At 72.4% G+C, this 14,662-nt stretch carries 16 protein-coding genes; 9 read left to right on the top strand and 7 right to left on the bottom strand.

Going from position 1 to position 14,662, the window contains the following annotated elements:
- Positions 1-8: 8 nt before the first annotated feature.
- Entirely contained in the window at positions 9-1,094 is a 1,086-nt protein-coding gene (locus ABZ948_RS11645) for an ABC transporter ATP-binding protein (RefSeq protein ID WP_359758727.1), read from the top strand.
- A 6-nt stretch (positions 1,095-1,100) separates the two neighbouring features.
- On the opposite strand, the gene ABZ948_RS11640 is transcribed toward ABZ948_RS11645, so the two are convergent.
- Entirely contained in the window at positions 1,101-1,802 is a 702-nt protein-coding gene (locus tag ABZ948_RS11640; RefSeq protein ID WP_359758726.1) for an MBL fold metallo-hydrolase, read from the bottom strand.
- Positions 1,803-1,863: 61 nt separating this feature from the next.
- Positions 1,864-3,219 (bottom strand): dipeptidase, encoded by a 1,356-nt coding sequence (locus ABZ948_RS11635; protein ID WP_359758725.1) that lies wholly within the window; start codon positions 3,217-3,219, stop codon positions 1,864-1,866.
- 133 nt (positions 3,220-3,352) lie between these two features.
- On the opposite strand from ABZ948_RS11635, the gene ABZ948_RS11630 reads away from it, so the two are divergent.
- Positions 3,353-4,594 (top strand): geranylgeranyl reductase family protein, encoded by a 1,242-nt coding sequence (locus ABZ948_RS11630; RefSeq protein ID WP_359758724.1) that lies wholly within the window; start codon positions 3,353-3,355, stop codon positions 4,592-4,594.
- Here ABZ948_RS11630 and ABZ948_RS11625 read toward each other — a convergent pair.
- Positions 4,578-5,027: a nitroreductase family deazaflavin-dependent oxidoreductase gene (locus tag ABZ948_RS11625; RefSeq protein ID WP_359758723.1), complete on the bottom strand. Its 450-nt coding sequence runs from the start codon at positions 5,025-5,027 to the stop codon at positions 4,578-4,580. The genes ABZ948_RS11630 and ABZ948_RS11625 overlap by 17 nt on opposite strands.
- A 190-nt stretch (positions 5,028-5,217) precedes the next feature.
- Here ABZ948_RS11625 and ABZ948_RS11620 point away from each other — a divergent pair, with 190 nt between their 5' ends.
- Complete coding sequence (locus ABZ948_RS11620) at positions 5,218-5,943, top strand: TetR/AcrR family transcriptional regulator (RefSeq protein ID WP_359758722.1); 726 nt, start codon at positions 5,218-5,220, stop codon at positions 5,941-5,943.
- 7 nt (positions 5,944-5,950) lie between these two features.
- Here the strand turns inward: ABZ948_RS11620 and ABZ948_RS11615 are convergent, their stop codons facing one another.
- Entirely contained in the window at positions 5,951-6,271 is a 321-nt protein-coding gene (locus ABZ948_RS11615; RefSeq protein WP_359758721.1) for a hypothetical protein, read from the bottom strand.
- Between the two features lie 187 nt (positions 6,272-6,458).
- Between ABZ948_RS11615 and ABZ948_RS11610 the strand changes: the two genes are divergently transcribed.
- On the top strand, positions 6,459-7,682 hold the full coding sequence (locus ABZ948_RS11610; protein WP_359758720.1) for a sensor histidine kinase: 1,224 nt from the start codon (positions 6,459-6,461) through the stop codon (positions 7,680-7,682).
- A gap of 31 nt (positions 7,683-7,713) precedes the next feature.
- The gene (locus ABZ948_RS11605) at positions 7,714-8,379 is read left to right on the top strand and encodes a response regulator (protein WP_359758719.1); all 666 of its coding nucleotides are present in this window, start codon (positions 7,714-7,716) and stop codon (positions 8,377-8,379) included.
- On the opposite strand, the gene ABZ948_RS11600 is transcribed toward ABZ948_RS11605, so the two are convergent.
- The gene (locus tag ABZ948_RS11600) at positions 8,340-8,624 is read right to left on the bottom strand and encodes a DUF6332 family protein (protein WP_359758718.1); all 285 of its coding nucleotides are present in this window, start codon (positions 8,622-8,624) and stop codon (positions 8,340-8,342) included. The genes ABZ948_RS11605 and ABZ948_RS11600 overlap by 40 nt on opposite strands.
- A 62-nt stretch (positions 8,625-8,686) precedes the next feature.
- A complete protein-coding gene (locus tag ABZ948_RS11595) occupies positions 8,687-9,601 on the bottom strand; it encodes an SAM-dependent methyltransferase (RefSeq protein ID WP_359758717.1) in 915 nt (304 codons plus the stop codon).
- Between the two features lie 111 nt (positions 9,602-9,712).
- Between ABZ948_RS11595 and ABZ948_RS11590 the strand changes: the two genes are divergently transcribed.
- Genes ABZ948_RS11590 through ABZ948_RS11575 form a run of 4 tightly spaced genes read left to right on the top strand, consistent with a single transcriptional unit; the run spans position 9,713 to position 13,370 of the window.
- Positions 9,713-10,708 (top strand): branched-chain amino acid ABC transporter permease, encoded by a 996-nt coding sequence (locus ABZ948_RS11590; RefSeq protein WP_359758716.1) that lies wholly within the window; start codon positions 9,713-9,715, stop codon positions 10,706-10,708.
- A gap of 10 nt (positions 10,709-10,718) precedes the next feature.
- Entirely contained in the window at positions 10,719-11,711 is a 993-nt protein-coding gene (locus ABZ948_RS11585; RefSeq protein WP_359758715.1) for a branched-chain amino acid ABC transporter permease, read from the top strand.
- Positions 11,701-12,627 (top strand): ABC transporter ATP-binding protein, encoded by a 927-nt coding sequence (locus ABZ948_RS11580; protein ID WP_359758714.1) that lies wholly within the window; start codon positions 11,701-11,703, stop codon positions 12,625-12,627. The genes ABZ948_RS11585 and ABZ948_RS11580 overlap by 11 nt, the downstream gene beginning before the upstream one ends.
- A gap of 2 nt (positions 12,628-12,629) precedes the next feature.
- Complete coding sequence (locus ABZ948_RS11575) at positions 12,630-13,370, top strand: ABC transporter ATP-binding protein (protein WP_359758713.1); 741 nt, start codon at positions 12,630-12,632, stop codon at positions 13,368-13,370.
- A gap of 22 nt (positions 13,371-13,392) precedes the next feature.
- Here the strand turns inward: ABZ948_RS11575 and ABZ948_RS11570 are convergent, their stop codons facing one another.
- Positions 13,393-14,640 (bottom strand): ABC transporter substrate-binding protein, encoded by a 1,248-nt coding sequence (locus ABZ948_RS11570; protein WP_359758712.1) that lies wholly within the window; start codon positions 14,638-14,640, stop codon positions 13,393-13,395.
- Positions 14,641-14,662 lie beyond the last annotated feature (22 nt).

Here is a 14,662-nt window from a genome sequence, read left to right as displayed (position 1 = left end):
AACATGCCGTGAGCACCACCCAGCCCCTCACCGGGACCGGCACCGACCGCCCGGCTGGCGAGAACCTCCTCGACGTACGCGGTCTGCAGAAGCACTTCCCCATCCGGCAGGGCATCCTCTTCCAGCGGCAGATCGGCGCCGTCCGCGCGGTCGACGGCATCGACTTCTCGGTCGGGCCCGGCGAGTCACTGGGCCTGGTCGGCGAGTCGGGCTGCGGCAAGTCCACCACGGGCCGCCTGATCACCCGGCTGCTCGAACCCACCGGCGGGTCCGTGGTGTTCGACGGCCAGGACATCACGCACCAGCCGCCGGGGCGGATGCAGGAGGCCCGCCGGAGCCTGCAGATGATCTTCCAGGACCCGTACTCCTCACTGAACCCCCGGCACACCGTCGGCACCATCATCGAGACGCCGATGCGGCTCAACGGCATCAACCCGCCCCAGGGCCACAAGAAGCGCGCCCAGGAACTGCTGGAGACGGTCGGCCTCAACCCCGAGCACTACAACCGCTACCCGAACGAGTTCTCCGGCGGCCAGCGCCAGCGCATCGGCATCGCCCGCGCCCTCGCCCTGCGGCCGAAGCTGATCGTCGCCGACGAACCCGTCTCCGCGCTGGACGTCTCCATCCAGGCGCAGGTCGTCAACCTGCTCCAGGACCTCCAGCGGGAGTTCGGCATCGCCTTCCTCTTCATCGCGCACGACCTCGCCGTCGTACGGCACTTCTCCGAACGCGTCGCCGTGATGTACCTCGGCAAGATCGTCGAGGTCGCCGACCGGGAGTCCCTCTACACCCGGCCGCGGCACCCCTACACGCACGCGCTGCTGTCCGCCGTGCCCGAGGCCGACCCGGACGCCGTCGACCGGCGCGAGCGCATCCGGCTGGCCGGGGACGTGCCCTCGCCCATCGACCCGCCCTCCGGCTGCCGCTTCCGCACCCGCTGCTGGAAGGCCCAGGACAAGTGCGCCGCCGAGGAACCCCCGCTCGTTCGCGTCGAGGGCAGCACCTCGGGCCATCTGACCGCCTGCCACTTCCCCGAGGAGCCGACACTCGCGGCCCGCGAGGAGGACATCGTCCTCGACCCGGCGCTCGGGTAGCGAGGGCTACCCCCGGGCCGCGTTCGCCAGCGCGCGGGACGCCTGTGCCGTCACGGGATCCCCGTGGCCGAAGCAGGCCGTCTCCGGGCCCAGTTCCGCCAGTCGTCCGCAGGCGGCGAGGACCCGGGCGCGGTCGAGGTTGAACACGCCGGGGATCACCGAGCCGTCCACGGGTGACGCCGCGACCGTGTCACCCGTGAACAGCACGCCGTGCCGCGGGAGATGGAGCGCGATGCTGCCGTGCGTGTGCCCGGGCACGTGCACCACGTGCGCTCCGCCGCCGAAGTCCAGCACCTCGCCGCCGGCCAGCTCCGTGACCTCGGCGGGCCGGGCGAAGCCACCCGCGGGCAGCAGCTTCGCCGCCCGCTCGTGCAGCGGCCGCTCCCAGTCCTCGAACACCGGCTCGGGGCCCGGGAGTTCACCCCGCACGAACGGCGCGTCCAGCCGGTGCGCCAGCACCTCGGCTCCGCTCAGCGCGGCGAACTCCTGCGCCCCGCCCGCGTGGTCCTCGTGGAAGTGCGTGAGCACGATCCGCCGCACGGCCCGGGGATCCGAGCCCAGCGCGGTCACCGCCTCGGCGATCGCGGCCCCGGAGCCCGCCGGGCCGGCGTCGATCAGCGTCCACTCGTCGCCGTCGCGCCAGAGATAGGCCTGGCCGACCGGGAACCGGAGCAGATGGAGGCGGGGGAGGAGCGCGACGACGTCCATGGCACGACCGTAGAGAAGGCCCCCGTCCGGAGACGAGGGCCTTCTGCCGAGGGCAGAGCGGTCAGCTCGCGGCGTAGTTCCGCAGGAACAGCGCCTCCGCCACCGACAGCCGCTCCAGCTCCTCGGGCGACACGCTCTCGTTCACCGCGTGGATCTGTGCCTCCGGCTCGCTCAGCCCGATGAGCAGGATCTCCGCCCGCGGGTACAGGGCGGCGAGGGTGTTGCACAGCGGGATGGAGCCGCCCTGACCGGCGTACTGCATCTCCTGCCCCGGATACGCCACCGCCATCGCCTCCGCCATGGCCTGGTACGCCGGGCTGGAGGTGTCGGCGCGGAAGGCCTGGCCCTGGCCTATCTGCTCGGTGCTCACCCGCGCGCCCCACGGCGTGTGCGCCTGAAGGTGGGCCTGGAGCAGCTTGGTGGCCTCGGCCGCGTCCACGCCCGGCGGCACCCGCAGGCTGACCAGCGCACGGGCGCGCGCCTGCACCGACGGGGTGGCGCCGACGACGGGCGGGCAGTCGATGCCGAGCACGGTCACGGCCGGGCGCGCCCAGATGCGGTCGGCGACCGTCCCCGACCCGATCAGCTCCACGCCGTCCAGCACCTTGGCGTCCTGCCGGAACTGCTCCTCGTCGTACTGCAGCCCGTCCCAGACGGCGTCGGAGGCGAGCCCGTCGACGGTCGTCGAGCCGTCCTCGCCCCGCAGCGAGTCCAGGACGCGGATGAGGGCCGCCAGCGCGTCGGGCGCGGCACCGCCGAACTGGCCCGAGTGCAGATTGCCCGCGAGCGTGTCGACGCTCACCCGCAGCATCGTCATGCCCCGCAGGGTCGAGGTGACGGTCGGCAGGCCGACCCGGAAGTTGCCCGCGTCGCCGATGACGATCGTGTCCGCCTCCAGCAGGTGCGGGTGCTCCTCGGCGTACCGCTCCAGGCCGCCCGTGCCCATCTCCTCCGAGCCCTCGGCGATCACCTTCACGTGGACCGGCACGCCGCCGTTCGCCTTCAGCGCGCGCAGCGCCAGCAGGTGCATGATCAGACCGCCCTTGCAGTCGGCGGTCCCGCGCCCGTACCAGCGCCCGTCCCGCTCGGTCAGCTCGAACGGCGGGGTCGTCCAGCCGGCCTCGTCCAGCGGGGGCTGCACGTCGTAGTGGGCGTAGAGCAGCACGGTCTTCGCGCCCGCCGGGCCGGGCAGGTGGCCGTAGACCGACTGCGTCCCGTCGGGGGTGTCGAGCAGCGCCACGTCCTGGAAGCCCTCGGCGGCCAGCGCGTCGGCGACCCAGCGGGCCGCGCTCTCGCTCTCGCTCCTCGGGAACTGCTCGAAGTCGGCCACCGACCGGAAGGCCACCAGTTCGGTGAGCTCCTGCTTCGCCCTGGGCATCAGCGAGGCGACGGTCTCGGCGACCGGATTGGGCGACATGGGCACGCTCCTTGTGGGTGCGACGTTGTAGCGGTGAGTGCCGTAGATCCTCCCACAGCGGCCGGTGACCGGGTCGGCCGTAGGATGCGGGAGGTAGCAGCGGCAGGCGGCTTGATCGGAGCGGCAGACCATCGTGAGCAGCGAGAACTCTTCGGCGGACGACGTGCGGCAGGTGTGGGACGTCGTCGTGGTGGGCGCGGGACCGGCGGGAGCTTCGGCCGCGTACGCGGCGGCGGTCGCCGGGAGACGCGTGCTGTTGCTGGAGAAGGCGGAGCTGCCGCGGTACAAGACGTGCGGCGGCGGCATCATCGGACCCTCGCGCGACTCGCTGCCGCCCGGCTTCGAGCTGCCCCTGCGGGACCGGGTGCACGCGGTGACGTTCTCGAACAACGGCCGCTTCACGCGGACGCGCCGGTCCCGGCAGATGCTGTTCGGGCTGATCAACCGGCCCGAGTTCGACCAGCAGCTCGTCGAGCACGCGCAGAAGGCGGGCGCCGAGCTGCGTACGGGCGTCACGGTCCAGCGCGTCGAGCAGCACGGCTCGGCGGTGCCCGACCGGCGCACGGTCGCGGTCGTCCTGCAGGGCGGCGAGGTCCTGCTCGCGCGGGCCGTGGTCGGGGCGGACGGCAGCGCCAGCCGCATAGGGGCGCACGTCGGGGTCAAGGTGGACCAGGTGGATCTGGGCCTGGAGGCGGAGATCCCGGTGCCGGACACGGTCGCCGAGGACTGGAAGGGCCGGGTGCTCATCGACTGGGGCCCGATGCCCGGCAGTTACGGCTGGGTCTTCCCCAAGGGCGACACCCTGACGGTCGGGGTGATCTCGGCGCGCGGCGAAGGCGCCGCGACCAAGCGGTACTTGGAGGAGTTCATCGGGCGGCTGGGCCTGGCCGGCTTCGAACCGAGCATCTCCTCCGGGCACCTCACCCGCTGCCGTGCCGACGACTCGCCGCTCTCGCGCGGGCGGGTGCTGGTGTGCGGCGACGCGGCGGGGCTGCTGGAGCCGTGGACCCGCGAGGGCATCTCCTTCGCACTGCGCTCCGGCCGGCTGGCGGGGGAGTGGGCGGTGCGGATCGCCGAGGCGCACGACGCCGTGGACACGCGCCGGCAGGCCCTGAACTACGCGTTCGCGGTCAAGGCCGGGCTGGGCGTGGAGATGAGCGTCGGCAAGCGGCTGCTGACCGTGTTCGAGCGCCGCCCCGGCCTGTTCCACGCGGCGCTGACGGGCTTCCGCCCGGCCTGGAAGGCGTTCAAGGAGATCACCCAGGGCTCGACGTCGCTGGGCGAGATCGTCCGTACGCATCCGATGGCCCAGAGGGCGCTGACCGCCATGGACCGCCGTCCGGTGACCGTCGACGAGGTCAGCCCGTCGGAGTGATCTCGAAGACCGGGTGGTCGGGGGCGACGCGGCGCAGTTCGGCGTCCGGGGAGTCCGGGCCGACGCCGTTGAAGAAGACCCCGACCTCCGCCTTCCAGCGCTTGAGGTAGGCGCGCAGGATCGGGGCCTTGTCGTCGTCGGCCACCTCGGTCGCGGTGAAGGTGTCCACGCGCTTGCCGAGGTGCAGTTCGCCGCCGCCCGCGGCGCGCATGTTGTGCGTCCACTGGACGTGGCCGCGGGGTGCGACCAGGTACTGCCGGCCGTCGAGGGTGAGCACGTTGACCGGCGTGGTGCGCCACTGGCCGCTCTTGCGGCCGCGGACGGCGAGGACGCGGGAGCCCCAGACGCTGATGCCGCGGCGGGTCAGCCAGGTCACGAAGCGGTTGAAGACGTTGACGGTGAGCCAGCCGGGCTTCTGGACGTGTGTGGACATGGGGTCCCCCTGAGGGTCGGCGGAGCGGTGTTCTCTTTTGTGAGCACTGCTCTCGCTTGGCTGATGCCAGTCTGCAGGAGACTGCCGCTCCAAAGCAAGAGCAGTGCTCTCGTTTTTGTCTGCTGCTCTCGCTTCAGTTCAGTGCTCTCTTTTGTGTGCACCGCTCTGCGTCCATGGCACACTGCCCCGCATGAGCACCGCACACGGCGCCCGTGCCCGGGCCAGGATCGAAGTCACCGCGGCCATCAAGGACGAGGCCCGCAGACAGCTCGCCGGCGAGGGCGCCGCCAAGCTCTCCCTGCGCGCCGTGGCCCGCGAGCTCGGCATGGTCTCCTCCGCGCTGTACCGCTACTTCCCCAGCCGTGACGACCTGCTGACCGCGCTCATCATCGACGCCTACGACTCCCTCGGCGAGAGCGCCGAGGCGGCCCACGGCGCGGCCGCCGACTCCGGCCCTCTCCAGCGCTGGATCGCCGTCTGCGAGGCCGTGCGCGGCTGGGCGCTGGCCCGTCCGCACGAGTACGCCCTCATCTACGGCTCGCCCGTCCCCGGGTACACCGCGCCCGACACCACCGTCCCGGCGGCCGCCCGGGTCGGCAACCTCCTCATCGGCATCCTGCGCGACGCCTACCGCGGCCTCGGCCTGGCCCGGCCCCCGCTGCCCGCCGCACTGCGTCCCGAGGCCGAGCGGATGGCCGCCGACCTGGCGCCGGACCTCCCGCCCGAGACGGTGACGGCCCTCGTCGCGGCCTGGGCCCAGCTGTACGGACTGGTCGGCTTCGAGCTGTTCGGGCAGTTCAACCGGGTGGTGGAGGACCGGGAGACGTTCTTCCGGCACGCGGTGGGGCAACTCGCGCAGGGGGTGGGGCTGGTGTACCCGCAGCGGGGGCCCGCCGCGGAGACCCCCGGGCCCTGACGTCGACTCAGCCGGCGGCGCCCCCGATCACGGGGCCGTCCGGCCACAGTTCGGTGAGGTCGGCCGGATGGAGGGGCCGCTGGTAGGCCGCTCGCAGAACACCGGCAGCGGTCGCCCGAGGGACCTCGGCGAGGGCCATGAACCAGTCGAGCCGACCGGTCCACGGGGGATGGTCCGGAGGCACCTCCGCGATCACCGAGAAGGAAATCCACGGCACCACCGCGGCGTTCGACGATTCGACGTCGCAGGAAATCCGCAGCGTCGCGTTTCCGTCGCCCGAGATGGCGAACGAGTCGTGCCGCCGGCGGAACCGGATGAGCTGGGGCACGTACGTCGCCGCGGCGGCGGGCCCGTGACCAGTGGATCACGGAAAGTCATGCGGCGCCGGCTCGTGCCGCCTGCGGAACACGGAGGGCGAGGCCGTCCGGGGCGGCCGGCGTACTTCCCGCGGAGTACGCCCGATCGCCACGCAGGGGTGACGCCCTCGCGGCAGGGCGGCGTCTAGCGTGGCCGGTATGGACGAGCAGCGGGTGCGGGGCGGGCCGCCGCAGTGGTGGCGGCACGGGCCGCCGTGGTGGGACCGGTGGGGCGAGGGGGAGCGCCCGCCCCGGTGGCCCTGGCGGTCCACCGCCGTCGTCACGGTGTTCGTTCTGGGCGGCTCCAACTTCGCCGCGCACAGCCAGCAGGGGGAGCGGGCGGACCTGGACCCGTTCGCGCGCGTGCTGCTGCTCGTGGCCGGGGCGCTGCTGCTGTGGCGGAAGCGGTATCCGGTGGCCGTGGTGTTCGGTACCGCGGGTGTCGTCATGGTCTACCTCGGGGCCGGGTATCCGTACGGGCCGGTGCTGCTCACCGTCGCCCTGGCCTGCTTCAGCGCGATCGTCGCCGGACACCGGTGGGCGGCGTGGTGCGCGATGGGCACGCTCTGGGCCGGGCACGTGCTGGTGGGGCACTGGCTGTACGCGTGGCTGCCGCCCTCGGGGGACTCCGCCGCCCCCTGGGGCGAGGAGATCGTCGTCGCGACCTGGGTGGTGGCGATCGCGGCGGTGTCGGAGCTGTTCCGGGTCCGGCGCGAGCAGTGGGCTCGTGAGCGGGCCGAGCGGGCCGAGGCCGCGCGGCGGCGGGCCGACGAGGAGCGGCTGCGGATCGCGCGGGAGCTGCACGACGTCCTGGCGCACAGCATCTCCGTCATCAACGTGCAGGCGGGTGTGGGCCTCGCGCTGCTGGACACCGACCCCGAGCAGGCCCGTACTGCGCTCACCACCATCAAGGACCAGAGCAAGGAGGCGCTCGGCGAGGTCCGCCAGGTCCTCGACACACTGCGCGCGCCCGGTGCCGCCCCGCGCGCCCCCGCACCCGGGCTCGACCGGCTGCCGGAGCTGGTGGAGCAGGCGGCGAGCGCCGGTCTGACCGTCGACGTCGAGGGGGAGCCGCCGCGCCTCGCGCCCGGCACGGACCTCGCCGCCTTCCGGATCGTCCAGGAGGCCCTGACCAACGTCGTGCGGCACTCCGGGTCGCGGCACGCGCGCGTGCACCTCGCCCACGACACGGGCGCCCTGCGGCTGCGCGTCGACGACGACGGGCCCGCGACCGGAACGGATGCCGGCGGCAGCGGCAACGGACTGGCCGGGATGCGCGAACGGGCCGCCGCGCTGGGTGGCACGATCGAGGCGGGGCCCCGCCCGGACGGCGGCTTCCGGGTGCTCGCCGTCCTGCCGCTGACGCCTTCCGCCGACGCATGAGCCGCATCAGAGAACTTCTTGAGGAGGACCGGTGACCCGCGTACTGCTCGCCGACGACCAGTCACTGGTCCGGGCGGGGTTCCGGGCGCTGCTCGACGCGCAGCCGGACATCGAGGTGGCCGCGGAGGCCGCCGACGGGGAGGAGGCCGTGCGCCGGGTCCGTGAACTGCGGCCGGACGTCGTCCTGATGGACATCCGCATGCCCGCGCTCGACGGCCTGGCCGCGACCCGGCGGATCACCGAGGACCCGGCCCTGAAGGACGTGAAGGTGGTCATGCTCACCACCTTCGAGCTCGACGAGTACGTCTTCGAGGCGATCCGCGCGGGCGCCTCCGGCTTCCTGGTCAAGGACACCGAGCCGGACGAACTCCTGCGCGCCGTACGGGCGGTGGTCGCGGGCGACGCGCTGCTGTCGCCCGGGGTGACGCGCCGGCTGATCGCCGAGTTCGCGGCCCGCTCCAAGGAACCGGCGGCGGCCGACGCGCTGTCCCGGCTCACCGAGCGCGAGCGGGAGGTGATGGCCCTGGTCGGCATCGGCCTGTCCAACGAGGAGATCGCCCGCCGACTGGTCGTCAGCCCGCTCACGGCGAAAACCCACGTGAGCCGCACGATGGTGAAGCTCGGCGCCCGCGACCGGGCCCAACTGGTCGTGCTCGCCTATGAGTCGGGGCTGGTACGGCCGGGCTGGCTGGGCTGAGCCGCCGACCGGAACCGGACCAGCACGCTGACGACCCGGGCGGCGAAGAGGACGGGCGCGATGACCAGCCCGGCGCGCAGCAGCAGGCCCTCCGCCGTGTCCGGCAGGTCGAAGAGCAGCGCGGGCCCGGCCACGGCCCCGAAGGCGACCGCCGCGGCGAAGGCCGCACTGCACAGCGCGTATCCGATCTCGACGGTGATCGCATCGCGTTCGGCCTGCGTGCGCCGTCCCCCGTGGTGAGTCATACGGTGAGTCAAACAGCAGGCCGCCCGGTGGGCAAGCACCCGGCGGCCCGGCGGCCCGGCGGTCAGCGGGCGGCGCCGGTGCCGCCGTCGGCGGGCTTGTCGAGGACGTAGGCCGTGTAGCGGGTGACGCGCCCGATGGCCCGGTGGGCCCGGACGACGGCGACGACGTCGTCCCAGTCCTGTGCGTCGAGCGTGCGCAGGCCGGGCCACCGCGCGCACAGGGCCCGCCGGCCGGCCCGGGTGGACGCGGTGCCGGTGAACAGGGCGCAGAGGAGGGCCGCCCTGTGGAGCACGGGGGTGGTCCAGTCGAGGATCCGGCGCGTGGTGAAACCGGCGGCGGACGCCGTCCGCGGGTACCGCTCGCACGGTTCGAGGTCGTCGAAGCGCCAGGTCGCGCGTACGAGGCCGCTCGGGTCGAGGGATCCGATCGGCCGGTTTGTACGGGAGGTGACGTCCACGAGGACGAGCCGGCCTCCGGGGCGGAGCAGCCGGAAGCTCTCGTCCAGGAACGACCGACGGCCCTCGTGGCCGAAGTGGAAGGCGGCCTCGAGGCAGTGCACGCGGTCGAAGGAACCGTCCGCCAGCGGGATCCCGGCCGCCTCCCGCGGCAGCGCCGTGGCGTCGGCGACGGCGAAACGCGCACGGTCGCCGAAGCGGCGGCGCGCCTGGTCGATCTGCGCGGGCTGGACGTCCACCCCCAGCGCCCGGCAGCCCGCGGCGCCCAGCCGCGCCGTGGTGGCACCGCGCCCGCATCCCGCGTCCAGGACGAGTTGTCCGGGCCGGGCGTCCAGCAACGCCAGCGACCGGCGCGCCAGTCGGCGCTGGAAGGGCACCGGCCCGGTCAGCGCCACGAGCGGCAGGGTGGGCAGCGTGTAGTAGCCGATGTCGGCCAGGCTGTCCCAGCCGAGGTGGCGCAGCACCCGGAAGAGCACGCTGTCGTCGTTGTACGCGCTCGCGAGATCCCGGCCGTCACCCATCCCGCATCCTCCGATCCGCACGAGCCTGAACCGGTCACCTACCCCTGTCACCGTTCCGACCCGCGCCTACACTGACCCCATAAGGGACGTTCGTGACGTACCGGAACCACCGTGCGCTATCAGCGGATGCTCGTGCCGGCCCTCGCTCTGGTCCTCGTGATGCTGCCCGCGATCTCCACGCGGGCCCAGGGCGAGGAAGTTCCGCGCGGCCCCACGCTCGCCGCGCGCGCTCTGCAGGCGCTGATCGACGGAATCCAGTTCGGCGTGATCATCGCGATCACCGCCGTCGGGCTCTCGCTGATCTTCGGCACCATCCACCTGATCAACTTCGCGCACGGAGAGTTCGTCACGATCGGCGCCACCTTCGCGTTCTTCCTCAACGTCTCCGCGGCCGGTCCGGGTTGGCACCTGATCCCCGCCGCCCTCGCCGCGGTGGTCTTCGGCGCCCTGCTGGGCGGCGCGGTCGAACGCGGCCTCTGGCGCCCGCTGCGGGCCCGGGGCACCGGGCTGATCAACATGTTCATCGTCACCATCGGCCTCTCGCTGCTGCTGCGCCACGTCGTCCTCGTGCTCTACGGCACCCGGCCCGCCTCCTACGCCCAGTACGACATCCAGAGCACGATCGGCCTCGGCCCGGCCGGCATCACCCCGCGGGACCTCACCGTCACCCTGCTGTCCGTGCTGGTGCTGCTCGGTATCGCCGCGCTCCTGCAGAAGACCCGGATCGGCACGGCCGTGCGGGCCGTCGCCGCCAACCGTGACCTCGCGGAGGCCTCGGGCATCGACGTGCAGCGGGTGGTGCTGTTCGTGTGGATGCTCGCCGGCGCCCTGGCCGCGCTCGGCGGGGTCTTCTTCGGCCTGGTGGAGATCGTCACCTGGGACATGGGCTTCAAGCTCCTGCTGCTCATGTTCGCCGGGATCATCCTGGGCGGCCTCGGCTCCGCCTACGGCGCGATGGTCGGCAGCCTCGTCATCGGCGTCGTCGCCCAGATGTCCACCCTGTGGTTCCCGGTCGACCTGCAGTACGCCTGGGCGCTGCTCGTCCTCATCCTCGTCCTCCTCGTCCGGCCGCAGGGCATCCTCGGCCGGGCCGAACGCGTCGGGTGAGGGGTGCGCCATGGACTTCTCGGCCATCGTCTCCGACGCCCTGCGCTCGGGAATCGGCCCCATCGCCGCCGTCTACGCGCTCGCCGCGATGGGGCTGAACCTGCACTTCGGCTACACGGGACTGCTGAACTTCGGCCAGGTCGGTTTCATGCTGGTCGGCGGCTACGGGCTCGCCATCACGGTGTCGACGTACGACGGCCCGATGTGGCTCGGCGTCCTGGGCGGGATCGCCTGCGCGATCGTGCTGGCCCTGCTCCTCGGTCTGCCCACCCTGCGGCTGCGCGCCGACTACCTGGCCATCACCACGATCGCGGCGGGGGAGACACTGCGCCTGTTCTACCGCTCCAGCTGGGCCGAGCCGGTCACCGGCGGGGTGTTCGGCCTGCAGCGGTTCGCGAACGACTTCTACGCGCTCAACCCCATCGACCCCGGCACCTACGGCGTGTGGCTCGTGAGGTTCGGCGCCCGCGACCTCTGGGTGATGGTCGTCGGCTGGGCGCTGGTCGTCGTGGTCGGATCTCTGCTGGCCCTGCTGATCCACAGCCCGTGGGGCCGTGTCATCCGGTCGATCCGTGAGGACGAGATCGCCGCGCGCAGCCTCGGCAAGAACGTCTACGCCTACAAGATGCAGAGCCTCGTGCTCGGCGGCGTCATCGGGGCGGTCGCGGGCATGCTGCAGGCGATCCAGGTGCAGTCCGTGAACCCGGACAACTACGACCCGGGCGTCACGTTCTTCCTGTACACGCTGCTCGTCCTCGGAGGCGCCGGGCGGATCCTCGGGCCGGTCGTCGGGGCGATCCTGTTCTGGTTCGTCCTCAGCTTCCTCGACAGCGCGCTCCGTCAGGCCATCGACGCCGAGTACATCTCGCCGGACCTCATCAGCACCTCGGAGGTCGGCGCGGTGCGCTTCGCCCTGGTCGGGGTCGCCCTGATCCTGCTGGTCGCGTTCCGGCCGCAGGGCATCCTCGGCAGCCGGAAGGAGATGCTGCTCAGTGGCCGCTGACCCTGTCGTGCCCGTACCGGGCCGGCTCTCCGCGATCGATCCCGAGCCGGGGGTGCGCAAGCCCGACCCCCTGCTGGTGCTGGACCGGGTGACCCGCACCTTCGGCGGCCTGGTCGCCGTCCGCGTCGAGCACCTGGAGGTGCAGCGCGGGGTCATCACGGCGCTCATCGGGCCCAACGGCGCAGGCAAGACCACCCTGTTCAACGTGGTGAGCGGCTTCGACCGGTCCGACGGCGGACGCTGGTCGTTCGACGGACAGCCGCTCACCGGCTCCCCGGCGCACCGGGTGGCGCGACGGGGACTGGTCCGTACGTTCCAGCTCTCCCGGGCGCTCGCCCGGCTCACCGTGCTGGAGAACCTGCTGCTCGCCGCGCCCGGGCAGCGCGGCGAGCGGGTGCTGCCCGCGCTGCTGCGGCCGCTGTGGCGCGGGCAGGAGCGGGAGACGGAGCGCCGGGCCGACGAACTGCTCGACCGGTTCCGGCTCGGGCCCCTGCGCGACGACCACGCCGGCACGCTCTCCGGCGGGCAGCGCAAACTGCTGGAACTGGCCCGTGCGCTGATGGCCCGGCCGGTCATGCTCCTGCTCGACGAGCCGATGGCCGGGGTGAACCCCGCGCTGACCCAGTCGCTGCTCGGACACATCACGCGGCTGCGCGACGAGGGGCTGACGGTGTGCTTCGTCGAGCACGACATGGACGTGGTGATGGGCATCAGCGACTGGGTGGCCGTCATGGCCGACGGGAGCCTGGTGGCCGAGGGCCCGCCGCACACGATCGGCCGGAACCCCGCCGTCGTGGACGCCTACCTGGGCAAGCGGCACGACGAGCCGGGGGCGACCGAAGAGAACGGCGAGAAACGCGAGAAAGGCGAGAAGGGGGAGAACCGCGAGAACCGCGAGAACGGTGAGGAGGGCTAGCGATGTCCGCCGAGGAACAGGTGCCGGTGCTGGCGGCCGACGACATCGTCGCCGGTTATGTCCCCGGTGTCGACGTGCTGCGCGGTTGCAGCGTCGAGGTGCGGCCGGGCGAGGTGGTCGGCGTGATCGGCCCGAACGGTGCCGGCAAGTCGACGCTGGTCAAGGCCGTCTTCGGGCTGCTGCGGGTGCGCGGCGGGACCGTGCGGCTGCGCGGCGAGGACGTCACCGGCCGGCCCGCGCACGAACTGGTCCGGCGGGGCGTGGGCTACGTGCCGCAGCTGCAGAACGTCTTCCCCACGCTGACCGTCGAGGAGAACCTGCGGATGGGGGTGTACCTGCGGCCCAAGGACCACGCGCGGCGGGTCGCGGCGGTCGAGGAACTCTTCCCCGTGCTGGCGGCCCGCCGCAGGCAGAAGGCCGGCGCGATGTCCGGCGGCGAGCGCCAGATGCTCGCGATGGCCCGCGCCCTGATGATGGAGCCGCGGCTGCTGCTGCTCGACGAGCCGTCGGCCGGTCTGTCACCGCTCCACCAGGACCATGTCTTCGACCGCTGCCGCATGATCAACAGCGCGGGCGTCGCCGTGCTCATGGTCGAGCAGAACGCACGCAGGTGCCTGCAGTTCTGCGACCGCGGCTACGTCCTCGACCAGGGCCGCAACGCGTACACCGGCACGGGCACGGCCCTGCTGCACGACGAGAAGGTGATCGAGCTCTACCTCGGCACGCTCGCCCGCGTCCGTTGACTCCCGCCGTCCGTCCTCCCGGTCACTCCTCGGCCTCGCTGGTCTCGGTCCGCAGGGTCTGCAACTTCCCCTCGTCGTCGTAGCCGTACACCTCGATCGACGCCTGGCCCGGTTCGCCCTGGTCGGTGAAGTCGAGCGGACCGCTCACACCGTCGTAGTCGATGTCCCTGCCGTCGGCGAGCAGCTCCTTGCAGGTGGCGAACGAGTTGCACTTCTCGCCGTCCCGGGTGATCCCGTTCATCTCCTTCACGTACTCGCCCGGGTCGTCGGACTCCGCCTTCTCGGCGGCGAGCGCGATCGTCGTCGCGCAGTCGAACACCTGCGGTGCGAACTGCAGCTCCTTCAGGTCCGGCGCGAATTCCTTGAGGTCCTTCACGTACTGCTCGTTCGACGCCGAGGCCGGCGCGGTGCCCTTCATCCCGGAGAGCCTCTCCGGCTGGCCCGGCGCCACCAGCGAGGGCAGTTCCTCGCTGCGCAGTCCGTCGGCGCCGTAGACGCCGATCCGGTCGGGCCCGAGTCCGGACTCGATCATGCCCTGCAGGATCTGGGTGCCCTCCTCGAAGGCGATCACCACGGCGGCGTCCGGCCTGGAGTTCTCGATCTGCTGGACGACCTGGTCGAAGTTGGTCGCCTTGGGGTCGTAGGTCTCGGCGAGCGTCACCGTCGCCCCGCGCTCCTCCAGTGTCTTCTGAGTGGCCTCCATCAGGCCGCGACCGTAGTCGTCCGCCCGTGCGACCAGGGCCACCCGGTCGTGGCCGTCGTCACGGACGACGTCCGCCAGGATGGGCCCCTGCAACGCGTCGCTCGGGACGGTACGGAAGTAGAAGCCGTCGTCCTCGTAGTCGGTGAACGTGGGTGCGGTGTTCGACCCCGAGCACTGCACGACGCCCGCTCCGGTCACCCGGTCGATGAACGCCAGCGACATGCCGGAAGCCGCCGCGCCGACGATCGCGTCCACGCCTGCCGCGAGGACCCGGTCCGCCGACTGTGCGGCAACGGCCTCCTGGCCCGCCTCGTCACTGGAGACGACAGCCGGCACGGACTTGCCGAGGACTCCGCCGGCGTCGTTGATCTGCTGGATCGCGAACTTCAACGACTCGATCTGGGGTGGGCCGAGGTAGGCCAGCTGTCCCGTCTCCGGCAGGACGTAGCCGAACTGGAGCTCACCATCGCCCGGCTCGGCCCGGGCCGTACCCGTCGTACCGCAGACTGCAATCACAAGAGCGGCCGCGCTTGCGAAGATCGCGGACCGCCTCATCGACGCTTTCATCTCCGCCTCCGCTCGTCACGGG

The sequence above is a fragment of the Streptomyces olindensis genome (assembly GCF_040645895.1).
GTDB classification, from domain to species: Bacteria; Actinomycetota; Actinomycetes; order Streptomycetales; family Streptomycetaceae; genus Streptomyces; species Streptomyces olindensis.
The sequence above is the reverse complement of the archived record's forward strand: the minus strand, read 5'-3'. Positions and strand labels throughout refer to the sequence as shown.